Below are 23,357 nucleotides of genomic sequence, written 5' to 3' on the forward strand. Positions count from 1 at the left end.
CTCGGTCGTCTTCGTTGTCGGTCAGTCGTCGCTGTCGTGGGTCGCGTCCGGGTCGTCGGGCGCCCCGGCGGTGGCGGCCATGCTGTCCTCGGCGAAACGCAGCCGCAGCGTGTCGCCCTCGGCCACCTCGGACGCCGAGCGGACCACCGCGCCGTCGCCCCGCTGCACGACCGCGTAGCCGCGGGCCAGGGTGGTGGCCGGGGAGAGCGCGTGCAGGCGGGCGCGGGTATGGGCGAGGTCGTCGCCGGCGCGGTCCAGTGAGACGGTCACGCACCGGCGGGCGCGGTCGCGCAGGCCCGTGACGTGCTCGGTGAGCCGGTCCATCTCGCGCAGCGGGCTGGCGAGCACGGGGCGCGACCGCATGGCGTCCAGCCACGCCTGCTCGCGGGCGACGCCCCCCTGGATCACCCTGCGACCGCGGTCGCGGAGCTGCCGCACCAGCCGGAGCTGTTCGCCGACGTCGGGAACGACCTTCTTGGCGGCGTCGGTGGGGGTCGAGGCGCGCAGGTCGGCGACGAGGTCGAGCAACGGGCTGTCCTGCTCGTGGCCGATGGCGCTCACCACCGGTGTGCGGGTGGCGGAGACGGCGCGGACCAGCGCTTCGTCGGAGAACGGAAGGAGGTCCTCCAGCGACCCGCCGCCGCGCGCGATGATGATGACGTCGATGCCCGGTCGCCCGTCGAGCTCCTTGAGGGCGGTCATCACCTCGCCCACGGCGCGGTCCCCCTGCACCGCGACCTCGCGGACCTCGAAGCGCACGGCGGGCCAGCGGCGCCTGCCGTTCTCCAGGACGTCGCGTTCGGCTGCCGAGCCGCGCCCGCAGATCAGCCCGACGGTGCCGGGCAGGAACGGCAGCCGCCGCTTGCGGCTGTCGGCGAACACGCCTTCGGCGGCGAGGGTCGCGCGCAGCTGCTCCAGGCGGGCCAGCAGCTCCCCCAGCCCCACGTGCCGGACCTCCAGCGCCAGCAGCGAGAAGGTGCCGCGGGCCGCGTAGAAGTCGGGCTTGGCGTGGATCACGACGCGCGCGCCGGGCTGCGGCGCCGGGGCGGCGGCCTCCAGCACGCGCACCGGGCACACCACCCGCGCCGACACGTTGGCCACGGGGTCGCGCAGCGTGATGAACGCCGTGCCCCCGCGCCGGTTCAGCTCGGCGATCTGGCCCTCGACCCAGATGCGGCCCAGACGGCCGATCCAGCCGCCGACGGCCTGCATCACGACCCGAACGGGCTGCGGCGCCTCGGCGGAACTCTCCATCCCCATGGCCACGAGAGTAGAGGAGGACACGGAGCGGCGAGCCGCCGAACGAGCGAAGCCGCCGGTGCCACCGCCGAAGGCCCACCCGCTCCAGCGGCGCAGCGAGTGAGAAGGCGAGCGCCCCCAAACCACAGAGCGGCGAGCCGCCGAACGAGCGAAGCCGCCGGTGCCACCGCCGAAGGCCCACCCGCCCCGGCGGCACAGCCATCCGCTCCAGCGGCGCAGCCACCCGCCCCCGGCGGCACATCGAGTCAGCACGTGAGCCCCCACGGCCGCAGAACGGCGGGCCCACCACGCACGCGAAGCCGCCGTTGCCACCGGCCGCGAGCCGGTGCATGAGCGGGTCACGGGGCCGGTGGGGGGAACGGCGCGCGCGGTCGCGCCGCCCGGGCCCGGTCGCCGTCTACTCCGCCGCGGGTTCGGCCTGGAGCTTGGCGATACGGTTGTCGTACATCTTGATGAACTCCGCGCGCTCGCCGTGGGCGACCTCGTAGGCGCGCAGTTCGCGGACCTCGTCCAGGGTGAGCTTGCGCAGGCGGGCGCGGATGGAGGGCAGGGACAGGCCGTCGTAGCCCGGGACGGCGAGGTTCTCGGCCGCGGGGGCCGCCTCCTTGCGCACCTTCTCCAGCACGTCGTCGCTGGCGATCTGGGTGGCGGCGGCCGCGGCCTCCAGCTCGTCGGCGATCGCCGTCTTCTCCTCCCGGGTGATCTCGGAGTCGTCCTGCCCCGGAACAGCGGCCGGGGGCTCGGGGTCGGCCTTCGCGCCGGGCGCGGTGCCGCCGCCGGCGGCCGGAGCGGCGCTGACGGGCTCCTTCACCTCGGTCTCGCTTGCGGCGGGGGCGGGAGCGTCGTCCCCGGCCGGGCTGGGCGCCGGCGTGGCGGCGGTTTCGGTCTCGGTGGCGGTGGCGGCCGGGGCGTCGGCCGCGGTCTCGGCCTCCGCCGGAGCGGGTGCCTTCACCACCGCCTCGTCCTTTGCTGCGGCGGGCGCGGCGGCGCCGGAGGCGGCGGTGCCGGGGGCAGCGCCCTCCTTTGCCTCCTTAGGCCCGAAGATGCCCTTGACCACGGAGATCAGCTTGCTGGCGATGGACGGATTCGACATGGGACTGGGGGCTCCTGAGCTATCGGCGGAGATGGCGTGGCGGTGCGCTTCCGAGGCACCGGGCGGGAGCGCGCCGTCCCGCCCCTGCGGACCGCTGCCACGGCGCTATTCGGCTACGCAGGTGAACCAGAATAGGGGAGTAAGGGTCGCCTGAAGTGCGCCGGATGTGAATGGTTTCTCCCTCCCGCGACGGAAACGAGCGCGGACCGTTATCACGAAGTCATCCAACGCCACGTTCCGGCCCGGCCGTCCGGACAGTGGGCCCGGTCACAGAGGCGGTCCGTCTGATCACAGGCGCCCTCATCGTTGCACCGCCCCCGTAGGATGGGATCATGACTGCGACGAATCGCCGCCGTGTCCTGCTCGCCAAGCCCCGGGGCTACTGCGCCGGGGTGGACCGCGCTGTCGTCACGGTCGAGAAAGCCCTTGAGCAGTACGGCGCCCCCATCTACGTCCGCAAGCAGATCGTGCACAACACCCACGTCGTGAGCACGCTGGAGCGGCGCGGCGCGATCTTCGTCGAGGAGACCGACCAGGTGCCCGAGGGTGCCATCGTGGTCTTCTCCGCCCACGGGGTCTCGCCCATGGTGCACGAAGAGGCCCACCGCCGACACCTCAAGACCATCGACGCCACCTGCCCCCTGGTGACCAAGGTCCACAAGGAGGCCAAGCGCTTCGCCGCCGAGGACCGCGACATCATCCTCATCGGCCACACCGGCCACGAGGAGGTCGAGGGCACCAGCGGTGAGGCGCCCGATCACATCCAGATCGTCGACGGCCCCGATGAGGTCGACAAGGTGCGGGTCCGCAACCCCGACAACGTCTCGTGGCTGTCGCAGACCACGCTATCGGTCGACGAGACCAATGCCACGGTCGACGCGCTGCGCGAGCGCTTCCCCAATCTGCTCGACCCGCCGAGCGACGACATCTGCTACGCCACCTCCAACCGCCAGGACGCCGTCAAGGCGATGGCGCCGGAGTGCGAGCTGGTCATCGTGGTCGGCTCGGACAACTCCTCCAACTCCGTGCGGCTGGTCGAGGTCGCCCTGGAGGCGGGGGCCGACGCCGCGTACCTGATCGACAACGCCTCGCTGATGCGGACCGAATGGCTCGACGGCGTCACCACCGTCGGCGTCACCAGCGGCGCGTCCGTCCCCGACATCCTGGTGCAGGACCTGCTGGGACGCCTCGCCGAGCACGGGTTCGACACCGTCGACGGGGTCGAGACCGCCCAGGAGAGCCTGACCTTCTCGCTGCCCAAGGAGCTGCGCAAGGACCTGCGGGCGACCTCCGCCTGAGCCCCCCGCCGCCGCGCCGCCCCGCCCGGCGGCACGCACGCGAGACACCGAGAGCCGCCGCCCCGATGGGGCGGCGGCTCTGTGTGTGCGGTGGTGTGCGGTGGTGCCCGGTGCCCGGCCGGCCCGGGTCAGTTCTCGCCGGCCAGCCGGTCGCGCAGCGCGTCGGTGGCAGCGCCCGCGGGGTCCTGGGCGATGTCGCCCGCGGTCTCGGCGTAGCCGCCGGCGGCGTCCGCGTAGCCGCCTGCGGCCTCCTGCGCCTGCGCGCCGAACTCCTGGGCCTGGTCGGCGTAGCCTTCGGCCGCGGCGCCGGCCTGCTCCTGCACGGCGGCGGCCGGGTCGGACCACGCCTCCTGGGCCGCCGCGGCCTGGTCTTGGACGCCGCCCATCTGGTCGGCCGCGACATCGCCGAGACCTCCCGCCGCGTCCTGGACGGAACCGGTCGCCTGGTCGACTGCTGATGCGGCACTGTCGCCGACCAAGCCCTTGAACCAGTCGAGAATATCGCTGAGCACAGTCATCAACTCCGTGGTGTGGCGCAGGCGCGCCTGGCATCATGGATGTACGTCTATAGGTGTACCCGGTAACGCCTCAGCTACGGTTAAAGGACACCGGAAACCCCTGGGCGCCGGGCCCGGCGTCCGGTCGGGCGCCGGCCGATCAGCCCTGCTCGCGCAGCGATCCGGCGAGAACGCCCAGCTCCTGGTAGTCGGAGCTGCCCGCGACAACGAGACTGGTGTCACCCTCCCGGAGCACCAGCGAACGCCGGGTTTCGGCCTCGTTGTAATACCGCTCCCAGGTCCGGCCGCCGATCTCGGCGCTTCCGTCGCGTTCCCCGTCCTCGGTGATCTCGGCGACGAGCGCGTCGTCCGCGGCGTCGCCGATGGCGAACTCCGCGTGCCGGTCGGCGGGGGTGGCGAACCCCAGCACCCAGCTCATCGGGTCGCCGGTGTCGAGCCGGGTGCTCGTGGGCACCCATCCGTCGGGCAGGCCCTCGGGCGCGTAGGGGGTGAACGCGGCGCCGTCGCGCAGAGCCGCGGCGTCGGGGCCGTAGTCGACGCTGGGGATGTGCTCGCCCGAGCGTCCGTTGACCACCCAGGCCATGACGAGCAGGATCGCGACGATGAGGCCGAGCGCGGCGGCCATGGAGCCGAACGTCGCGTCGGACCGGTTGTACGTGCTCATGATGGTTCCAGCTTGCCGCACCCCGGAGCGGGTCCGCACCCGGGGTGGGCCCGCGCGTCAGCGCAGGCCGCGCCGGGGTTCCAGCCGCGAGAGCAGTTCGGTGATGCCGTCGGCGAGTTCGCGGGCGCCGTCGTCGTCGCGGCGGACGACCTCGCCGACGGCGACCAGCATCGCGCCGCTGACCACCATCAGCAGGGCTTCGTCGACGGGCTCGTCGGCCTTGCGGAACAGGGCCACGTTGCGGTCGGTCCACTCGCGCAGCCGGTCGCGCAGCTGTGAGTCGAACCCCGGGGGGCCGTCGCCGCTGAAGAAGAGGATGGTGGTGTGCCGTTCCTCGATACAGCCGTCGAGGTAGGCGCGGGCGGCGGTGTACATGAGGCGGGTGGGGTCGTTCTCGCCTTGGGCCCGCGCGTTGCCGACGGCGCTGTGGGTGCGGTCCTGCTGGCGCTGCTGGAAGTCCTCGTACAGCGCCATGTAGAGGTCGGCCTTGCCGCTGAAGTGGTGGTAGAGGCTGCCGACGCTGGCCCCGGCGTGGCTGACGACCTCGCTGACGCCCGCCCGGGAGAACCCCACCGTCCGGAAGACGTGGGCCGCGGCGTCGAGGAGCGCGGTGCGTGTGGCGGCCCCGCGGTGCGAGCTCCGCACCTGTTGCCGCGCCTTCTCCGGAGTCACGTCCGCATACCGTCCTTATTCGCGAGGCGTAGGGTCGGCCCGCCTTAGTCGAGGTTACGCCACGCTGACTACGCTGGTCCCAGCCGCCCGAAAAGGTGGCCGCCCCGCTAGGAAGGCCGACCATGACCGAATCCTCGTCCACCGTGCCCGCGTCCCCCGGTGCGCCCGACCGCAACCTGGCGCTCGAACTGGTCCGGGTCACCGAGGCCGCGGCCCTGGCCGCGGCGCGCTGGGTGGGCAGGGGCGACAAGAACGGCGCCGACGGCGTCGCGGTGCGGGGCATGCGCCACCTCATCAGCACGGTGGCGATGAACGGCACCGTCGTGATCGGCGAGGGCGAGAAGGACAACGCCCCGATGCTGTTCAACGGCGAGCGGGTGGGCGACGGCAGCGGTCCGGAGTGCGACGTCGCCGTGGACCCGATCGACGGCACCCGGCTGACCGCCATGGGCATGCCCAACGCGATCGCGGTGCTCGCGGTCAGCCCGCGGGGCTCGATGTTCGACCCCTCCGCGGTGTTCTACATGGAGAAGCTCGCCACGGGCCCGGAGGCGGCGGGGGTCGTCGACATCACCGCGCCCATCGGGGAGAACGTCCGCGCCGTCGCGCGGGCCAAGGGCGGCACGCCCCAGGACGTCACGGTGGTCATCCTGGACCGCCCGCGGCACGAGGGCATCGTGCGCGAGGTCCGCGAGGCGGGGGCACGGATCAAGTTCATCACCGACGGCGACGTGGCCGGCGCGATCATGGCGGCCCGCCCGGGAACGGGCGTCGACCTCCTCCTGGGGATCGGGGGCACCCCCGAGGGCATCATCGCGGCGTGCGCCATGAAGTGCCTCGGCGGGGTGATCCAGGGCCGGTTGTGGCCATCGGACGAGGAGGAGCGGCGCAGGGCGCTCGACGCCGGGCACGACCTCGACCGCGTCCTGCTGACGGACGACCTCGTGTCGTCGGACGACGTGTTCTTCGCCGCGACCGGTATCACCGATGGTGAGCTGGTCGGAGGCGTGCGCTACGCGTCCGGCGGGGCGGTCACGGACTCGCTGGTGATGCGCGGGCGCAGTGGAACGGTCCGCAAAGTGCTGAGCGAGCACCGGCTCTCGAAACTCGCCACTTATAGCGGAATCGATTTCGCGACGGGCAATTGACCGCTTCCGGGCCCAGGATCAGGGCAGTCGCGCATTTCGGCGTTGGTACCTTCTTACGGATACGCGCGTTTCCCCGGAGGTTCGATGTCCTACCCTGATCCCCCCCAACAACCGCCCTGGGGACCGCCCGGCCACCCCACGGGCGGGCAGCCCCCGCAGCAGCCCGTGGGTCACCCCATGGGAACGGGGTACCCGCCGCAGCAGCCCTACGCCGCACCGCCCCGCAGGAGCCGGGTGTGGATGGTCCCGGTGGCGGCGGGCCTGGGCGTCGCGCTGCTGGCGACCACGGTGTGGGCGTCGACCTCCATGGTGTCGGACCTCTTCGGCGGCCCGCAGCCCGAGACCGTGCTCCCGGCGTCGGCGGTGGTGTTCGCCAAGGTCGACCTGAAGCCGAGCGGCGGCCAGCTGGCGAACTACGCGCAGTTCGTGGGCCGGCTGCCGGACTCGATCCAGGACGAGATCGACCCCGAGGCCGACCCCGCCGAGGAGGTCGTCTCCTCCATGGTCGACGAGTTGGGCGTCGACATGGACTACGAGCAGGACTTCGAGCCGTGGCTCGGGCGGCGCTTCGGCGTCGCGGCCTGGCCGGCCGCCGATCCCGCCGCTGAGGCGTCGGACGGCTTGGCCGTCGCCTTCGCGCTGGCGGTCGAGGACGAGGATGCCGCCAACGCCGCGCTCGGCCGGTTGGAGGACGAGGCCGGCGGGTTCACCTTCGAGGTCCGCGACGGCTTCGCGCTCTTGGCGCCCAACGACGCCGCCCTCACCGAGCTGCGCGGCGAGGTCGACCGCGCGCCGCTCGCCGACGATGGTGCCTTCGCCCAGGACATGGACGTGGTGGGCGGCGACAGCATCGCCGCCGCGTGGATGGACGTGGAGGCCGCGGCCGGCCTGGCGTCGTCGGAACTCGGGGAGGCCGCGGAGGCCACCGGGCGGATCGCCATCGGCCTGAACATCGAGGCGGAGTACGCGGAGCTGCGCGGCGACATGTTCGACGTGGGCGTCGACGGCGTCTCCCTGGGCGACTACGCGACCGAGGACCGCGGCCTGGAGCTGATGGGCGACCTCCCGGACGACACCGTCATGGCTCTGGGCGCCAACGGCCTGGACTCCGTCGTGGAGCGGCTGGTCGCCGAGAACCCCGAGGACTTCGGCGACGTCGAGGCCGCCCTGTCGGAGGTCGGCCTGGCCTACCCCGACGGCCTGACCCAGCTGCTGGGCACCCGGACCGCCGTAGGGGTCACCGACCCGCAGGGCCTGCTGAGCGACTTCATGGACTTCGGCGGCACCGGGTCCTCCTCCACCCCCTCGATGCAGCTCCGGGCCCTGGGCGCCGACGCCGCCGCCTTGGAGGACATCATCGCGCAGTCGTCCGCGAACAGCTATGAGGCACCGCCGGGGGTGAACACCGACGGCGACGCCGTGGTCGTGTCCTCGGGCACCAGCGGCACCGGCCGGCTGGGCGACGACCCCGTCTACCAGCGGACGATGCAGGGCATGGAGGAGGCCAGCGCGGGCTTCTACCTGGATCTGCGCCCGTTCGCCGAGGACGCGGGCGAGAGCGGCCCCGAGCAGTGGGGGTCGATGGGCGGGTCGCTCACCGTCAACGAGAACGACGCCTCGATTTTGGCGCGCTGGGCCCCGAGCGGCGGCGGCTGACCGCTCCCCCGCGCACACACCACGGCGCCGGCCGGGCCCCTCTCTCAGGGGCCCGGCCGGCGCCGTTCGCATGCGGCGCGGGGGCGGTCGTCCCCGCAGGTGGCGGCGGCCGGGGCGGCGGCGCACCCGCACGGCCGACGGTCCGTGCGGCCGGGAGAAAAATTGGAAGGATTATTTCCAATATGGCCGCGGCTGTGTATAGTCCCGTGCAATGGTCGCCCGGGCGGGCTGGAGAACCGGCCCGGACGGCCCTCTTCTCCAGCCGACGGCGGTGCGGTGTCGCGAGCCGCATCGCTCCCCCGCTCGTCTGACCCGAGGAGAACCGCCCATGCATCTGGGACGCCTCACCCGCACCGCCGCCGTTCTGGCCGGCATACCGATCGCCCTCGCCGTCCTGGCCCCCGGCACCGCCAACGCCCATGGCACCATGGGCAGCCCCATCAGCCGGGTCGCCTCCTGTTACGCCGAGGGCCCCGAAACCCCGTCGTCCGACGTCTGCCGCGCCCTCATCGCCGAGAACGGCACCCAGCCGCTCTACGACTGGCACGAGGTCAACATCGCCAACGCCGACGGCCGGCACCGCGAGATCATCCCCGACGGGGAACTGTGCAGCGCCGGCCGGGACAAGTACTCGGGCCTGGACGCCCCCGGCGCCTGGGAGACCACCGCGCTCCCCGCCAGCGGGGAGTTCACCTTCACCTACACCGCCGCCGTCCCCCACCGCGGCTACTTCGAGCTGTACGTGACCGAGAACGGCTGGGACCAGAGCCGGTCCCTCGCCTGGGGCGACCTCGAAGCCGAGCCGTTCCTGCGGGTCGACGACCCCCAGGTGGTCGACGGCAACTACGAACTGACCGGCGCCCTGCCCGAGGGCAAGACCGGCCAGCACCTCATCTACGCCGTCTGGCAGCGCACCGACAGCCCCGAAGCCTTCTACAGCTGCTCGGACGTGACGTTCGGCGGCGCCGCCGGGCAGAGCGCCGAGGCGTTCGAGGCGACCCCGGACGACTACGGGGACGCGGCGCACGCCGACCACGAGCAGGCCGACGGCCCCGGCACCACCACGGAGGCGGCCGGCGACGAGGCGGCGACGGCGCAGCTCGCATCGGCCGCCACCGGCGGCCACGGCGGGCACGCGGAGGCGGCCGCCGCCCCCGGCACCGCAACGAGCGGGACGGCCGTCACCGGCCTGTTCCTCGCGGCGTTCGCGGCGCTGACCGCCGCATCGGGCGCCATCTGGCTGCGCCGCCGCCGCTCGCCGCGGAGCCGGCACTCCTAGCCCTCCCCCGGCGGCCCCGGCGGGCGGCGGCCCGCCCGCCGGGGCCGCGCCCCAGCAGCGGGGCGCCCCCGCTTCGCCCCGCACGCGGTGCCCCGGCCCCAGTCGGCCGGGGCATCTCGCCTGCGCGGGGGATGACCCTCCCCGCGGGTGCGGATAACGTGAGTTCTCGTGAGCGACGGCGTGACCCCCGACCGGCTGCGCGCCTCCCATATCGACCGGGAGCGCGTCATCGCCGTGCTGCGCTCGGCGGTGGAGGACGGCCGGCTGGACATCACCGAGTTCGAGGGCCGCGCCGAGCGCGTCTACCGCGCGCGCACCCTGGGCGACCTCCCCCCAGTCACCGCCGACCTCCTTCCCCCCGAGGCCCAGCCGGTCCGGCCGGCCGCCGAACCGCTCGGCGTGTTCTTCACCAACACCGCGCGCTCGGGCCGGTGGGTGGTCCGGGCGCGCGAGACCGTGATCGCCATCGGCGGCACCGTCCGGCTGGACCTGCGCGACGCACTGCTCATGCGCAACCACGTGCGCATCGGCGCCTGGGCGGTGCTCGGGCGCATCGACATCGAGGTCCCCGACGGCGTCGAAGTGCGGCTGCGCGGCTGGTCCTTCCTCGGCCGCCGCACCACCACGGCCCGGCGGCCGCGGCACGTGGACGCCCCCATTGTGGAGCTCGAGGGGTTCAGCGTGCTCGGCTCGGTCGCGGTGCGCGCCCCCCGGCGGCGGCGCGCCTGGCTGCCCCGGCGCCGCGAGCGCCGCGGGCTGGAGTAGCCGACCCGGGTCACACGGGGCCGCCGGGCCCTCTGACCGGGGAATCTGGCAGTCTTGGACGCAGTTTCCTGGAGGTGTCTTCGAACAATGAGTGAATTCCGCATCGAGCACGACTCGATGGGCGAGGTCAAGGTCCCCGCCGACGCCAAGTGGCGGGCGCAGACCCAGCGTGCGGTGGAGAACTTCCCCATCTCCGGCCAGGGCCTGGAGCACGCGCACATCGCGGCGCTGGGCCACATCAAGGCCGCCGCCGCCAAGGTCAACGCCGAACTGGGGGTGATCCCCGACGACCTCGCCAAGGCGGTGCGCGACGCCGCTCTGGAGGTCGCCGAGGGCAAGTGGAACGGCGAGTTCCCGATCGACGTGTTCCAGACCGGGTCGGGCACGTCGAGCAACATGAACACCAATGAGGTCGTCGCGACCCTGGCGACCGCCCGTTCCGGGCTGCCGGTACACCCCAACGACCACGTCAACGCGTCGCAGTCGTCCAACGACGTGTTCCCGTCGTCGATCCACATCGCCGCCACCTCGGCGGTCGTCAACGACCTCATCCCGGCGCTGCGCCACCTCGAAAGCGCGCTGTCGCGCAAGGCGGCCCAGTTCGCGTCGGTGGTCAAGAGCGGTCGCACGCACCTGATGGACGCCACCCCGGTGACCCTGGGCCAGGAGTTCGCGGGATACGCGGCGCAGGTGCGCTACGGCGTGGAGCGCCTGGAGGCGGCCCTGCCCCGCGTCGCCGAGCTGCCCCTGGGCGGCACCGCCGTGGGCACCGGCATCAACACGCCCGAGGGGTTCTCCGCCCGGGTGATCGCGGAGATCGCCTCGGCCACCGGGCTGCCGCTGACCGAGGCCCGCGACCACTTCGAGGCGCAGGGCGCCCGCGACGGCCTGGTGGAGCTCTCCGGCCAGCTCCGGACGATCGCCGTCGGCCACACCAAGATCGCCAACGACATCCGGTGGATGGGCTCCGGCCCGCGCACCGGCCTGACCGAGATCTTCCTGCCCGACCTCCAGCCGGGCTCCTCGATCATGCCGGGCAAGGTCAACCCGGTGCTGTGCGAGGCGGTGCTCCAGGTGTCCTCGCAGGTCGTCGGCAACGACGCCGCGGTCGCGTTCGGCGGTGCCTCCGGCAACTTCGAGCTCAACGTGCAGCTGCCGCTGATCGCGCGCAACGTCCTGGAGTCGATCCGGCTGCTGGCGAACGTGTCGCGGGTCTTCGCCGACCGCTGTGTCGAGGGCATCGAGGCCAATGAGGAGCGCTGCCGCGAGTACGCGGAGTCCTCCCCCTCGATCGTGACGCCGCTGAATCGTTACATCGGCTACGAGGAGGCCGCCAAGGTCGCCAAGCAGTCGCTGGCCGAGCGCAAGACCATCCGCCAGGTGGTCCTGGAGCGCGGCTACATCGAGGCGGGCAAGCTGACCGAAGCCCAGCTCGACGACGCGCTCGACGTGCTGAGCATGACGAACTCGCAGCGCTCCTAGCGCTCGCCCGGCGCCGGCGCCGGGTCCGGGGCCGGTGCGCGGGGCAGCCCGCGCGCCGGCCCTTTCGCGTCGGTACCCGCCACTAATGTTCCCGGCATATCGGCGTATCAGCCGACATCGCCGACCCTCACGGCGGTGGAAGTAACCTGCTTGATGACCTTCTCACGCCCGCTCCCCCCGAGAGGCGATACATGTCAGTGGACAACGGCGACGACACCCGCCTCATCGCCGGACGCTACGAACTCCGCCGCGAACTCGGCCGCGGCGGCATGGGCATCGTCTGGGCAGCGCGCGACACCCAACTCGACCGCGACGTCGCCGTCAAGGAAGTCCTCCTGCCCGGCCACCTCACCGACGACGAGAAGACCGACGCCAACGCCCGCGTCCGCCGCGAAGCCCAGTCCGCCGCCCGTATCGCCCACCCCTCCGTCATCACCGTCCACGACGTCTTCGACGCCGAGGGCCACCCCTGGGTCGTCATGGAGCTCATCCGCGGCCGGTCCCTCCAGGAGCACCTGGCCGACCACGGCACCCTGACCCCCACCGCGGCGGCCAAGGTCGCCGCGGCGCTCCTGCACGCCGTGCGCGCCGCCCACACGGCCGGTGTCGTCCACCGCGACATCAAACCCGGCAACGTCATGGTCTGCGACGACGCCCGCATCGTCCTCACCGACTTCGGCATCGCCACCGTCGAAGGCGGGTCCACCATCACCCGCACCGGCACCCTCATCGGCTCCCCCGAGTACATGTCCCCCGAACGCCTCCAGTCCGAGGCCGCGACCCCCGCCTCCGACCTGTGGAGCGTCGGCGTCACCCTGCACACCGCCGTCCAGGGCCGCTCCCCCTTCCAGCGCGAAGGCATCACCGCCGCCATCGCGGCCGTCCTGTCGGCCCCCATCCCCCGCCCCGACCGCGCCGGCCCCCTGATCCCCCTCATCAGCGGGCTCCTCGAACGCGACCCCGCCCGCCGCCTCACCGCCGACGCCGCCCTGGCCCTGCTCGACGACCTCGGCAAGGCGCCGGCCCCGGGCACCGCGGGCGGTCATCCGGCCGTGCCGGCGCCGTCCGGGGGCCGCACCCCCCACCCCTCCGGCGCGGGTCCCCACACCCCCCACCCCTCCGCGCGGCACACGCCCTTCCCCGGACCGGCCACGGGCGGCCACCCCGCCGGCCCGCGCCCCGGGATCGGGCACGCCGCTCCCGGCCCGAACACCCCGCACCCCTCGGCCTCCGGCCCCCACACGCCGTTCCCCGGCCGGCCGCCCGCGGGCGGTCCCCGGCCCGCCCACGGCGCCTTCTCCGGCCCGGGACGGCCCGGGGGCGGCGACGGGCGGCGCGGCAGCGTCCTCATCCCCGTCATGATGGGCGTGGCCATGCTGGGCCTGGTGATCGTCGTGGTGGCGGTGGTCTCGCTGGTGCGCATGGACACCACGGACTACCAGCGCTTCGAATCCGCCCGCTTCAACGTCGACTACCCGCGGGAATGGGAGGTCGACGACTCCTCGGAGGACGGCCAGACCTACGTCTACTTCCGCCGCGCCGACGACGACGCCACAATCTACGTCAACGCCTGGGACAACGGCTCCGCCGATCCCGGCACGAGCTACGGGTGGGTCGAGTTCGACGACAACGGCTTCCGCGAGAACGAAGACGTCACGGATTACCAGGCCCTGGAGATGGCGGCGGTCGACTCCGGCTTCCCCGACGACTGGGACGTCGCGACGCTGGAGGCGGAGTTCCGGACCGGCGGGTGGAGCACGCCCGCCCGGCACTTCGACTCCCACATCATCACGATCGGCAAGGAGGCGTTCGCGGTGACCATGAATGTGCCGGCCGCGGAGGCCGACGACCACCGCAGGATGTACGAGAGCGTCCTGGACTCCTTCGAGCCCGTCTGAGCGCCCTGAGCGCAGCGACCGGAGCAGGAGGGACGAGGACGGCCCCCGCGATCATGCGATCGCGGGGGCCGTCCCCTTCCGTACCGGCCGTCAGTACCAGCCGTTGGCCTGCGAGTGCTCCCAGGCGCCGCACGGCGAGCCGTAGCGGTCCTCGATGTAGCCCAGGCCCCAGGAGATCTGGGTGGCCGGGTTGGTCTGCCAGTCGCTGCCGGCGGTCGCCATCTTGCTGCCGGGCAGGGCCTGCGGGATGCCGTAGGCGCCGGAGCTCGGGTTCTCCGCGGAGGGGTTCCAGTTGCTCTCCTTCTCCCACAGGGGTTCCAAGCAGCTGAACTGGTCGTCGCCCCACCCGAAGTCGCCCAGCATCGCCTGCGCGATGCCCTTGGGGTCGCCCGAGGGAACGGGGGTGGAACCGGAGTCGTCCGACTCCTCCTCTTCTTCCTCTTCCTGTTCCTCGGCGGCGGTGGCCGAGCCGCTGACCGTGCCGCCGGCCTCCTCGATGCGGTTCTGGACGCTCGCGCGCTGCTCGGCGAGCTCGTCGTCGGAGAGCTCGGGGGCCGCGGCGAAGAAGTCGGCCCCGGTGTCGTCGGCCTCGGGCGGCACGACAGCGGACGCCGCGGCGTCGCCGGGATCGGTATCACTGTCCGCGAAGGCGGACACGGCGAAGGTGGCTCCGGCGACCATCGCAGCCGAGCCGACCGCCGTGGCGACCCGCAGCGAGATCCGGTTGAGTAGCAAGAATCGCCCTTTCGTCAGCCGTGCGCCCAGCGATACGCGCACGATCGACCACGGCCCCTGGGCTCGCAGGTGGTGTCATCGGGGTACAGGCGACGGACGTGGCGTGCGGTGATCGCTGGCCGCCCTCGTCGCTGGAGGTCACGCGCGTAAAGATCAGGGGGCATCTCGACGATGCGTCACGCGCGTCCCAAGGGGCTCCTTCTGAAACGGGACCTACCTTGCCGCATGATCACGGCACCGTAACACCCTTTGAAGTATGACGTAAATCACATTACGGATAGTCAGCTGCAAATCATCCGAGACCAGGGCAAACGCACTGACGGTGAGGGGGTTCCGCCGTGTGGCATACGCGACGCGCCCCCGTATGGGCCCGGGCCCCCGTGCCCGCTCCCCCTCAGGAGCCGTTGCCCTCAGGGGTGAGGGTGCGCGACCACAGGCTCTCGCCGGCGATGTCGCGCAAGTGGACCGTGAACTCCTTGCTCTCCGGGTCGATCTCGACCTCGCCGAAGTGCTGGAACCCGTCCAGCGGAGTGGTGTTCTGCGCGGGCGGCGCGGACACGAACACCGCTTCGGGGCCGAAGGTGGGGTCGAGCTCGCTGGGCCCGAACGCCCCGGCGTGCAGCGGGCCGGAGACGAACTCCCAGAACGGGGTGAACTCGGTGCCGGACGCGGCGCGGTCCGGGGAGTAGTGGTGCGCGGCGGAGTAGTGCACGTCGGCGGTCAGCCACACGACGTCGCGCACGCCCTTGCGGTGGATCCGCCGCAACACGTCGCCGATCTCGGCCTCGCGGCCGCTGGGCGCACCGGGGAGGCCGTTGGCGACGGCCTCGATGTCGTCACCGTCGCGCACCACCACACCCACCGGCATGTCCGCCGCGACGACCTTCCAGGTGGCGGTCGACTCGCTCAGCGAGCGCACCAGCCAGTCGGCCTGGCGCCGGCCGAGGATGCGCTCCAGCGGCTCCTCGCCGGGCGAGTTGGCGTCGCGGTAGGGGCGCATGTCGATCACGAACACGTCGAGATCGGGGCCGTAGCCGATGCGGCGGTGGATGCGCCGGTCGACCGCCTCGGCGGGGATGATGGGCTGCCACTCGTGGAACGCGCGGTGCGCGCGCCGGGCCAGCACGTCCACGCTGGTCTCGGTGTAGCGGTCGTCCTCGAGGATCTCGCCCGGGTACCAGTTGTTGGTGACCTCGTGGTCGTCCCACTGGACGATCTGCGGGACCCGTGCCGTGAGGCCGCGCAGGTTGTCGTCGAGCAGGTTGTAGGCGTACTGCCCGCGGAACTCCGCCAGGGTCTCGGCGACCTTGGTCTTCTCGGGGGTGACGAGGTTGCGCCAGGTCCGGCCGTCGGGCAGGGTGACCTTCTCCTCGATGGGGCCGTCGGCATAGCAGACGTCGCCGCTGTGCAGGAAGAAGTCGGGGTCGCGGTCGGCCATCGCCGCGAAGATCGGCATCCCGCCGATGTCGGGGTTGATGCCCCAGCCCTGGCCCGCCACGTCGCCCGACCACACGAAGCGGATGGGGCGGTCACCGCCGCCGGGGGTGCGGAACGACCCCTCGACGGCTTCGCTGGACGCGCGGCCGGACTCCGCGCGCACCCGGACGTACACCTCGCGGCCGGGCTCGACCCCGGTGATCCGCAGGCGCCCGGTGCCGTCGCTCTCGGGGGTGAGCAGGGGCCCGCGGACCGTGCGGGCGCCGGCGAAGTCGGGCCGGGCCGCGACCTCGACCACCATGCGCGCGGCGCGGTCGGCGCGCGTCCACACCACGGCGCCGTCGGTCCGCGGGTCGCCCAGCTGGATGCCGTGGGTGAGAACGGGGCGGTTGCGGCCCTGGGCGAGCGCGGGGGCGGCGGAGATCGAGCCCGCCGCGGCGGCGCCGATGCCCACGGCGCCGTAGCGCAGCAGGGTGCGGCGGGAGAGCGGGGTTGCGGGCAGGGGCGGTGCCGAGGGGGAGGGTGGGATGGTCACGGGCGCGGTTCTCCTCGTCGTGGCGGTGCGGGGGGCGCACCGTGGTTTCTACACCCCGGCCGCGACGTGCGGCCCAACGGCCGCCGACGCCGCCGTGAACGCGCACGTGCCCGGGGAGACGCGGGGAGAGGGTGGATGCGCACCGCCGGGCGGGCCCGCCGGCGGCCCCTTGCGGGGCGGCGGGCCCGCGGTGCCGGGCGGTCAGCCCTCCAGCATCTCGGTGACCAGCGCCGCGATGGGCGAGCGCTCGGAGCGGGTGAGGGTGATGTGCGAGAACAGCGGGTGGCCCTTGAGCTTCTCCACCACCGCGACGACGCCGTCGTAGCGGCCCACCCGGAGGTTGTCGCGCTGGGCGACGTCGTGGGTGAGGACCACGCGGGAGTTCTCGCCGAGGCGCGAGAGCACGGTCAGCAGCACGCCGATCTCCAGCGACTGCGCCTCGTCGACGATCACGAAGGCGTCGTGCAGCGACCGGCCGCGGATGTGGGTGAGCGGCAGGACCTCCAGCATCCCGCGTTCGACGACCTCGTCGATGACCTCCGGTGTGGTGATCGCCGAGAGGGTGTCGTGCACGGCCTGCGACCAGGGCGACATCTTCTCGTTCTCGGTGCCCGGCAGGTAGCCGAGGTCCTGGCCGCCCACCGCGTACAGCGGCCGGAACACCATGACCTTGCGGTGCAGCCCGCGTTCGAGCACGGCGTCGAGCCCCGCGCACAGGGCGAGCGCCGACTTCCCGGTACCGGCCCGGCCGCCCAGTGACACGATGCCGACGTCGGGGTCGGTGAGCAGGTCGAGCGCGATGCGCTGCTCGGCGCTGCGCCCGTGGAGGCCGAAGACGTCGCGGTCGCCCTTGACGACCTTGACCGACTTGTCGGGCAGGACCCGGCCCAGGGCCTTGCCGCGCTCGGAGACCAGGACGAGGCCGGTGTGGCAGGGGAGGTCGCGCGCGGCCTCGATGTCGGCGGTGCCGCCCTCGAACAGCTCGGCGATCTCGTGGGCGGGCACCTCCAGCTCGGCCATCCCGGTCCAACCGTGCTCGATGGCGAGTTCGGCGCGGTACTCGTCGGCGTCCAGGCCGATGGACGACGCCTTGATGCGCATCGGCAGGTCCTTGCTCACCAGGACCACACGGGCATCGCCGCCGTCGTCGCGCAGGTTGCAGGCGACGGTGAGGATGCGGGTGTCGTTGTCGCCCTGCCGGAAGCCGGCGGGGAGGACCGAGGGATCGCTGTGGTTGAGTTCCACCCGCAGCGTGCCGCCGTGCTCGTTGACCGGGACGTCGTCGTGGAGGCTGCCGTGGGCGACCCGGAGGTCGTCGAGCCGGCGCAGTGCCTCACGGGCGAAGTATCCGAGTTCGGGGTGGTGCCTCTTGCTCTCCAGCTCGGTGATCACCACGATCGGCAGGACCACCTCGTGCTCGGCGAACCGGGTGATCGACGTCGGGTCGGCCAGCAGGACGCTGGTGTCGAGCACGTAGATCCGCCGCTCACTCACCTCCCCGTCCGCGGCAGGGGCGTCAAGGTCACGGCGGTAGGTCGAGGAACTAGCCACTCGTTCTCCCCTTGGGCACCGGGGTGCCCTGGTCTCACGGGAATCCAAGGACCGGGACCAGCCCCGTGAGGGCCGGGACCGGCCCTCGTCACCATGAGCTCCTTCAATGACCAGGACCTCAAACGATCGGGGCCTCCCGAGCGGACGGATGCGCACCATCCACTGGTTTCGACGGTACCCGGCTCCGCCAAAAGAGCAAGACCCCCAGGTCGCATGGCGTGTGAACACCCGGTTACGGGGGTTTTCCTCCGATCTGTGCGGTGGCGTGGAGCGTGGTGGCGGTGTTCAGGAGCCGAACCGTCGGTTCCGCGCGCCGTAGGACCGGAGCGCGCGCAGGAAGTCGACTCTGCGGAAGGCAGGCCAGAAGACCTCGCAGAAGTAGAACTCCGAGTGCGCGCTCTGCCAGAGCAGGAAGCCGGAGAGCCGCTGCTCCCCCGAGGTCCGGATGAGGAGCTCGGGGTCGGGCTGGCCGCGGGTGTAGAGATGCTCGGAGATGTGCTCCAGGTCGAGGCGTTCGGCCAGCTCCTCGATAGAGGTGCCCTTGGCCGCCTCCGCCAGGAGGAGCGACCGAACCGCATCAGCGATCTCACGTCTTCCTCCATACCCGACCGCAACATTCACAATCAGGCCGGAACCGCCGGATGTGGCCTCGGCGGCCTCTTTCAGAACACGGCCGGTGGAATCGGGCAGCAGATCCAGCGCGCCCACGGGGTTGACGTTCCAGCCCTCGCGGCGCAGCCGGGTCACGGTGTCCTCGATGATCTGCAACAGCGGTTCGAGCTCCTCGGGCGGCCGGCCGAGGTTGTCGGTGGACAGCAGCCAGAGGGTGACCACCTGCACACCGACTTCGTCGCACCAGCCCAGCAGTTCGAAGATCTTGTCGGCGCCGGCGCGATGCCCCTGGTCGACGCTGGCCAGCCCGCTGGTCTTGGCCCACCGGCGGTTGCCGTCGAGGATCACACCCACGTGCCGGGGGATCTCGTAGCTGCCGAGCCTGCGCTCGATCCGACGCTCGTACAGCCAGTACAGGGGATCACGGAACCCCATGGACGTCGCTCCCTTTCGCCGCCGTCGTAGGGGACCCGCGGAACAGTTCCGCGGATCCCTCGCACCGAACCCGGCGCGGCGACTCAAGCCTGGTGATGCGCATTTCGACACATCAAGGGTATGCGGCTTGAGACCGCTACGTCACGGCCAGCGACTTGCGCACGTGCTTGCGGCCCTCGTGGATCCGGGACTTGACGGTCCCCAGGGCAAGGCCGAGTTCTTCGGCGATCTCGTTGTAATCCATCTGGCAGAGGTCGCGCAGGACCAGCGGGGCGACGAGGTTGGGGCGGTCGCGTTCGAGCCGGTCGAGGGCCTCCAGCAGATCGATCCGAGACCCGGCGATGACGCTCGTGGTGCGCGGGTCGCGGTGGTGGGGTATGCGGTCGGCCTCGGTCGGAAGCTCCGCGGAGCGTCGCTTCATGGACCGGTAGGTCTGCCGCGCCGAATTCGACACCACCGTATACAGCCACGTGGTGAACAGCGAATCGCCTTTGAACCGGCCGATGTTGCGCGCCACCCGCAGCAGCGCGTCCTGGCACGCCTCTTCGGCGTCCTGGCGGTAGGGGAGGAAACGCGCGCACCGGCGCAGGACGTCGGGCTGGATCCTGCGGAGGAGGTCGTCGAGGGCGTCGGAGTCGCCGTCGCGCGCACGCCGCGCCAGCTCCTCTAGGGAATCGTCGACCTTCGCGGCCGATCGTCGGGATCCCGAGCCCTTGTCAGTGTTTCGCACGGCTGGTAACTCCCTGCTGTCGGAAAAACGCACACTTCGTCTTCGATGACAAACGCCCATCCGCTACTACGAGGTTCACATCATGGTCGTCCGTATACGCGATCCGGACAACCTCACGGCCCGCCCCGCGCGTCGGCGGACGTTTGCGACGCCCCGCTCTGGTAAAAGCACTATCTGTGGCACAACCGGATTCGTTCGGCCGATACCGCGTCATACGACACCTGGGATCCGGCTCGTTCGCGACGGTCTGGCTCGCGCATGACGACCGGCTCGACACCCCCGTTGCCGTCAAGGTCCTCGCCGAGAACTGGACCCACCAGCTCGACATCCACCAGCGGTTCCTGGAGGAGGCCCGGATCCTGCGCCAGGCGGACTCCGCCTGGCTCGTGCGGGTGCACGACATCGGCACCCTCCCCGACGACCGGCCGTACTTCGTCATGCCCTACGCGGACCAGGGCAGCGTCGCCGATCTGGTCGCCAGGGGGCGGCTGCCACTGGATGAAGCCCTGCGGCTGCTGACCGAAATCGGCCAGGGTGTCACGGTACTGCACCGGCACGGCACGATTCACAGGGACATCAAGCCGTCCAATGTGCTGCTGCAGTCGTCGCCGGTCGGGCAGCGCGTGCTCGTGGCCGACCTCGGGTTCGCCAAGAGCATCGACGGGGCGTCGGGGTTCACCGCCGCGGCCGGGACCCCGGGGTACATGTCGCCCGAGCAGGGCAGCCCGGCCGGCGACATCGACGTGCGGGCCGACGTGTACTCGCTGGGAGCGGTCGCCTATGAGCTGCTCACCGGCCGCCGGCCGCCGCCACCGCCGATCCGGGTGCCGCCGGGCCGGCTGCGGCCTGGGCTGCCCCGCGAACTCGACGCGCTGATCATGTCGGCGCTCTCGGCCGACCGCGCCGGGCGGCCGTCGGATGCCAAGGAGTTCACCGACCGGATCCGCGCCATCAGGATGGCCCCGGGATCGCGCCGGGGGTCGTGGTCGGCCCGGCTGCGCTCGGTGGGGCGGCGCACCGCGGCCGTGGCCGCCGCGGCGGTCATGCTGGTGTTCGCGGCCACGGCCGGCGCCGGCGCGCCCGGGCTGGACTTCACCGACGTGCGGGCGGAGGCCGGCGACCTCCGCGTGGCGGTCCCGGACTCCTGGGCGCGCCAGTTCCACAGCGGGCGCCCCACCGAGGTGGGCGAGGGCGGCCGCGAGGTCGGCGAGGGCCTGCTGGTGGCCACCGACGTCGACGCGTGGGACGACCGGGACGGCGCGGTCTCGGGAGTGTTCGCCGCCCTGCTGCCCCGCGGGTGGGAGAGCGAGGGTCCCGACGGCCTGGGTGCGCTCGCGGGCACGGTGCCCTGCGCGAGCCGCGTGGAGCGCCGGCCGTTCGCCGACCGGCGCTGGCGCGGCGAGGTGTGGCACTGGCCCGACTGCGCGGGTGCCCACAGCGTGGCGGTGCTGCGCTCGGTCGCCGGCGGCCGCACGCTCTTCCTGGACATCCGCCAGCCGGACCACCGCCCCGACGTGGTGAACCGGATCATCGCGGGGACCAGGCTCGACTGACCCGCCGCCCCGGGAGCGGCGGCGCGCGCCCGGCGCCGCACCCGGTGCTAGATGGCCGAGATGTGCTCACGCAGGGCCTCCGGCGTGGAGACCGGGAGCTTGCAGGTGAACCCCCGGCAGACATAGGCGGCCGGGGCGCCGTCGAGCAGCGGGCGGTCGGCGAGGAGCGGGATCCCGTGGTGGCCGCGGCCGTCTCCCCGGGTGATGGCGGTGCCGAACGGGGCCGAGCGCAGCGCCTCGCGGTGCAGCGCATCGGTCGCGGGGTCGCCCTCGGGACCGACGACCGCGATCTCCAGCGGGCCGACGAGCAGGGATTCGGCGACGGCCATCCCCCACCCCGCGAAGCGCGGGGCCTTGCGGGCCAGCGGCTCCACCGGTGCGAGCGCGCGTTCGGCGGCGTCGCGGTGGCGCTGCGACCCGGTCAGCCCGGCGTAGCCGAGGAGCGCTCCCGCAGCGGCGAATCGGCCGGAGGGGGTGGCGTTGTCGGTGGGGTCCTGCGGACGGGAGAACAGGGCCTCGGCGTCGTCGGCGGTGTCGTAGAACCCGCCGTCGCCGTCGCCGAAGCGCTCCAGGACGGAGTCGAGGAGGGAGCCGGCGGTGGCGACCCATTCGGGTTCGCCGGTGACCGCGTGCAGGGCGAGCAGGCCCTCGGCGACGTCGGCGTAGTCCTCCAGGACGCCGGCGCCGGTTCCGGCGGCGCCGTCGCGGGAGGTGCGCAGGATGCGGCCGTCGCTGATGTGCACCCGCGCCAGCAGCCGGGCGGCCTCGCGGGCGTGCGCCACGAGGTCGGGCCGCTCGAAGAGGGCCCCGGATTCGGCCAGGGCGGCGATGGCCAGCCCGTTCCAGGCGGCGACGATCTTGTCGTCGCGCGCCGGCGGCACCCGGGTGGCGCGCTCGGCCAGCAGGGCGGCGCGGACGCGGGCGTAGCGGGCGGGGTCGTCGGGGTCGGCGCGCAACTGGAGCACCGAGGAGCCGTGCTCGAAGGTGCCAGTCTCGGTGACGCCGAAGAGCCGTGCGGCCCAGGCGGCGTCGTCGGCGCCGAGGACGTCGGCCAGCTGCCCGGGGGTCCAGACGTAGTAGCGGCCCTCGACGCCCTCGCTGTCGGCGTCCAGGGCCGAGGCGAAGCCGCCTTCGGCCGTGCGCAGCCCGGCGACCATCCAGTCGGCGGTCTCCAGCGCCACCCGCCGCGCCAGGGGGTCGCCGGTGGCCAGCCAGAGCCGGGTATAGGCGCGGAGCAGGAGGGCGTTGTCGTAGAGCATCTTCTCGAAGTGCGGGACGATCCAGGCGGCATCGACGCAGTAGCGGGCGAACCCGCCGCCGATCTGGTCGTACATGCCGCCGCGCGCCATGGCCTCGGCCGTGCCCGCGGCCATGTCGCGGCTGCGGGGGTCGCCCGTGCGGGCGTGCTGGGCGAGCAGGAAGGACAGCAGCATCGACGGCGGGAACTTCGGGGCGCCGCCGAACCCGCCGTGGGCGGCGTCGTACTCGTCCGCGAGCACGGCGACCGCGGTGTCGAGCGCGTCTGCCCCCGGGGCGCCGGCGCCGCCAAGGGAGCGGGGGGCGCTGAGGGCGTCGACGATCCGGCGGCCCTGTTCGACGACGCCGTGGCGCTCCTCGCCCCAGGCGCGCGAGACCGCGGTCAGCAGCTGTTGGAACCGGCCGCGGGGGAAGTAGGTGCCGCAGTAGAACGGGGCGCCGTCAGGGGTCAGGAAGACGGTCATGGGCCAGCCGCCCTGGCCGGTCATGGCCTGGGTGGCCTCCATGTACACGGCGTCGACGTCGGGGCGTTCCTCGCGGTCGACCTTGATGTTGACGAACGCGGAGTTCATGAGCCGCGCGGTGTCGGGGTCCTCGAACGACTCGTGGGCCATGACGTGGCACCAGTGGCAGGCCGCGTACCCCACCGACAGCAGCACCGGGACATCGCGTTCGCGCGCCTCGGCGAACGCCGCGGCGTCCCACGGGTGCCAGTCGACGGGGTTGCCGGCGTGCTGGAGCAGGTAGGGGCTGGTGGCGTCTGCGAGGCGGTTGGGCAT

At 72.7% G+C, this 23,357-nt stretch carries 19 protein-coding genes; 8 read left to right on the plus strand and 11 right to left on the minus strand.

All coding sequences use genetic code 11. The features are described 5' to 3' along the window. Window positions 1-21: 21 nt before the first annotated feature. Together xseA and ACFO4E_RS01595 are read right to left on the minus strand one after the other, a co-directional pair. Complete coding sequence (xseA, locus tag ACFO4E_RS01590) at window positions 22-1,260, minus strand: exodeoxyribonuclease VII large subunit (protein WP_378570744.1); 1,239 nt, start codon at window positions 1,258-1,260, stop codon at window positions 22-24. 397 nt (window positions 1,261-1,657) lie between these two features. Next, on the minus strand, window positions 1,658-2,353 hold the full coding sequence (locus ACFO4E_RS01595) for a DUF8129 domain-containing protein (RefSeq protein WP_378570746.1): 696 nt from the start codon (window positions 2,351-2,353) through the stop codon (window positions 1,658-1,660). Between the two features lie 332 nt (window positions 2,354-2,685). Between ACFO4E_RS01595 and ACFO4E_RS01600 the strand changes: the two genes are divergently transcribed. After that, window positions 2,686-3,651: a 4-hydroxy-3-methylbut-2-enyl diphosphate reductase gene (locus ACFO4E_RS01600; protein ID WP_378570748.1), complete on the plus strand. Its 966-nt coding sequence runs from the start codon at window positions 2,686-2,688 to the stop codon at window positions 3,649-3,651. Between the two features lie 128 nt (window positions 3,652-3,779). Here the strand turns inward: ACFO4E_RS01600 and ACFO4E_RS01605 are convergent, their stop codons facing one another. The 3 genes from ACFO4E_RS01605 to ACFO4E_RS01615 form a co-directional block, all read right to left on the minus strand. Next, window positions 3,780-4,169, minus strand: coding sequence for a hypothetical protein (locus tag ACFO4E_RS01605; RefSeq protein ID WP_378570750.1), 390 nt, complete (start codon window positions 4,167-4,169; stop codon window positions 3,780-3,782). Window positions 4,170-4,308: 139 nt separating this feature from the next. After that, window positions 4,309-4,833 carry a DUF4245 domain-containing protein gene (locus ACFO4E_RS01610; protein ID WP_378570752.1) on the minus strand — a complete coding sequence of 175 codons (525 nt, stop codon included), beginning with the start codon at window positions 4,831-4,833 and terminating at the stop codon, window positions 4,309-4,311. A 57-nt stretch (window positions 4,834-4,890) separates the two neighbouring features. Next, window positions 4,891-5,505 (minus strand): TetR/AcrR family transcriptional regulator, encoded by a 615-nt coding sequence (locus tag ACFO4E_RS01615; protein ID WP_378570754.1) that lies wholly within the window; start codon window positions 5,503-5,505, stop codon window positions 4,891-4,893. Window positions 5,506-5,627: 122 nt separating this feature from the next. Here ACFO4E_RS01615 and glpX point away from each other — a divergent pair, with 122 nt between their 5' ends. From glpX to ACFO4E_RS01645, 6 genes are all read left to right on the plus strand, one after another. Then, window positions 5,628-6,653, plus strand: coding sequence for a class II fructose-bisphosphatase (gene glpX / locus ACFO4E_RS01620; protein ID WP_378570756.1), 1,026 nt, complete (start codon window positions 5,628-5,630; stop codon window positions 6,651-6,653). A 177-nt stretch (window positions 6,654-6,830) separates the two neighbouring features. After that, window positions 6,831-8,309 (plus strand): hypothetical protein, encoded by a 1,479-nt coding sequence (locus tag ACFO4E_RS01625; protein ID WP_378570758.1) that lies wholly within the window; start codon window positions 6,831-6,833, stop codon window positions 8,307-8,309. 328 nt (window positions 8,310-8,637) lie between these two features. After that, window positions 8,638-9,588, plus strand: a complete 951-nt coding sequence (locus tag ACFO4E_RS01630) for a lytic polysaccharide monooxygenase auxiliary activity family 9 protein (protein ID WP_378570760.1) — start codon at window positions 8,638-8,640, stop codon at window positions 9,586-9,588. Between the two features lie 168 nt (window positions 9,589-9,756). Next, a complete protein-coding gene (locus ACFO4E_RS01635; RefSeq protein ID WP_378570762.1) occupies window positions 9,757-10,353 on the plus strand; it encodes a DUF1707 SHOCT-like domain-containing protein in 597 nt (198 codons plus the stop codon). Between the two features lie 87 nt (window positions 10,354-10,440). Next, entirely contained in the window at window positions 10,441-11,835 is a 1,395-nt protein-coding gene (locus ACFO4E_RS01640; RefSeq protein WP_378570764.1) for a class II fumarate hydratase, read from the plus strand. A 191-nt stretch (window positions 11,836-12,026) separates the two neighbouring features. Further along, window positions 12,027-13,733, plus strand: coding sequence for a serine/threonine-protein kinase (locus tag ACFO4E_RS01645; RefSeq protein WP_378570766.1), 1,707 nt, complete (start codon window positions 12,027-12,029; stop codon window positions 13,731-13,733). Between the two features lie 90 nt (window positions 13,734-13,823). Here the strand turns inward: ACFO4E_RS01645 and ACFO4E_RS01650 are convergent, their stop codons facing one another. The 5 genes from ACFO4E_RS01650 to ACFO4E_RS01670 form a co-directional block, all read right to left on the minus strand. After that, window positions 13,824-14,468, minus strand: coding sequence for an aggregation-promoting factor C-terminal-like domain-containing protein (locus ACFO4E_RS01650; RefSeq protein ID WP_378570768.1), 645 nt, complete (start codon window positions 14,466-14,468; stop codon window positions 13,824-13,826). A 394-nt stretch (window positions 14,469-14,862) separates the two neighbouring features. Further along, entirely contained in the window at window positions 14,863-16,440 is a 1,578-nt protein-coding gene (locus tag ACFO4E_RS01655) for an alkaline phosphatase D family protein (protein WP_378570770.1), read from the minus strand. Window positions 16,441-16,641: 201 nt separating this feature from the next. Then, window positions 16,642-17,913, minus strand: a complete 1,272-nt coding sequence (locus tag ACFO4E_RS01660; protein WP_378570935.1) for a PhoH family protein — start codon at window positions 17,911-17,913, stop codon at window positions 16,642-16,644. A gap of 363 nt (window positions 17,914-18,276) precedes the next feature. Continuing rightward, window positions 18,277-19,038: an isoprenyl transferase gene (locus ACFO4E_RS01665; protein ID WP_378570772.1), complete on the minus strand. Its 762-nt coding sequence runs from the start codon at window positions 19,036-19,038 to the stop codon at window positions 18,277-18,279. A gap of 136 nt (window positions 19,039-19,174) precedes the next feature. Further along, window positions 19,175-19,768, minus strand: coding sequence for an RNA polymerase sigma factor (locus tag ACFO4E_RS01670; protein WP_378570774.1), 594 nt, complete (start codon window positions 19,766-19,768; stop codon window positions 19,175-19,177). A gap of 176 nt (window positions 19,769-19,944) precedes the next feature. On the opposite strand from ACFO4E_RS01670, the gene ACFO4E_RS01675 reads away from it, so the two are divergent. Then, window positions 19,945-21,321 (plus strand): serine/threonine-protein kinase, encoded by a 1,377-nt coding sequence (locus tag ACFO4E_RS01675; RefSeq protein WP_378570776.1) that lies wholly within the window; start codon window positions 19,945-19,947, stop codon window positions 21,319-21,321. Window positions 21,322-21,368: 47 nt separating this feature from the next. Here the strand turns inward: ACFO4E_RS01675 and ACFO4E_RS01680 are convergent, their stop codons facing one another. Further along, the gene (locus ACFO4E_RS01680) at window positions 21,369-23,357 is read right to left on the minus strand and encodes a thioredoxin domain-containing protein (protein WP_378570778.1); all 1,989 of its coding nucleotides are present in this window, start codon (window positions 23,355-23,357) and stop codon (window positions 21,369-21,371) included.

This window comes from Nocardiopsis mangrovi, assembly GCF_042653925.1.
Taxonomy (GTDB): Bacteria; Actinomycetota; Actinomycetes; order Streptosporangiales; family Streptosporangiaceae; genus Nocardiopsis_B; species Nocardiopsis_B mangrovi.

What these genes read in the sequence shown, in the direction of transcription:
- ACFO4E_RS01605 (WP_378570750.1), bottom strand. Translation starts at nt 4,169, where the DNA reads ATGACTGTGCTCAGCGATATTCTCGACTGGTTCAAGGGCTTGGTCGGC.
- ACFO4E_RS01645 (WP_378570766.1), top strand. Translation starts at nt 12,027, where the DNA reads ATGTCAGTGGACAACGGCGACGACACCCGCCTCATCGCCGGACGCTAC.
- ACFO4E_RS01630 (WP_378570760.1), top strand. Translation starts at nt 8,638, where the DNA reads ATGCATCTGGGACGCCTCACCCGCACCGCCGCCGTTCTGGCCGGCATA.
- xseA (WP_378570744.1), bottom strand. Translation starts at nt 1,260, where the DNA reads ATGGGGATGGAGAGTTCCGCCGAGGCGCCGCAGCCCGTTCGGGTCGTG.
- ACFO4E_RS01595 (WP_378570746.1), bottom strand. Translation starts at nt 2,353, where the DNA reads ATGTCGAATCCGTCCATCGCCAGCAAGCTGATCTCCGTGGTCAAGGGC.
- ACFO4E_RS01625 (WP_378570758.1), top strand. Translation starts at nt 6,831, where the DNA reads ATGGGAACGGGGTACCCGCCGCAGCAGCCCTACGCCGCACCGCCCCGC.
- ACFO4E_RS01665 (WP_378570772.1), bottom strand. Translation starts at nt 19,038, where the DNA reads ATGGGGTTCCGTGATCCCCTGTACTGGCTGTACGAGCGTCGGATCGAG.
- ACFO4E_RS01640 (WP_378570764.1), top strand. Translation starts at nt 10,441, where the DNA reads ATGAGTGAATTCCGCATCGAGCACGACTCGATGGGCGAGGTCAAGGTC.
- ACFO4E_RS01600 (WP_378570748.1), top strand. Translation starts at nt 2,686, where the DNA reads ATGACTGCGACGAATCGCCGCCGTGTCCTGCTCGCCAAGCCCCGGGGC.
- glpX (WP_378570756.1), top strand. Translation starts at nt 5,628, where the DNA reads ATGACCGAATCCTCGTCCACCGTGCCCGCGTCCCCCGGTGCGCCCGAC.
- ACFO4E_RS01680 (WP_378570778.1), bottom strand. Translation starts at nt 23,357, where the DNA reads ATGCCCAACCGCCTCGCAGACGCCACCAGCCCCTACCTGCTCCAGCAC.
- ACFO4E_RS01610 (WP_378570752.1), bottom strand. Translation starts at nt 4,833, where the DNA reads ATGAGCACGTACAACCGGTCCGACGCGACGTTCGGCTCCATGGCCGCC.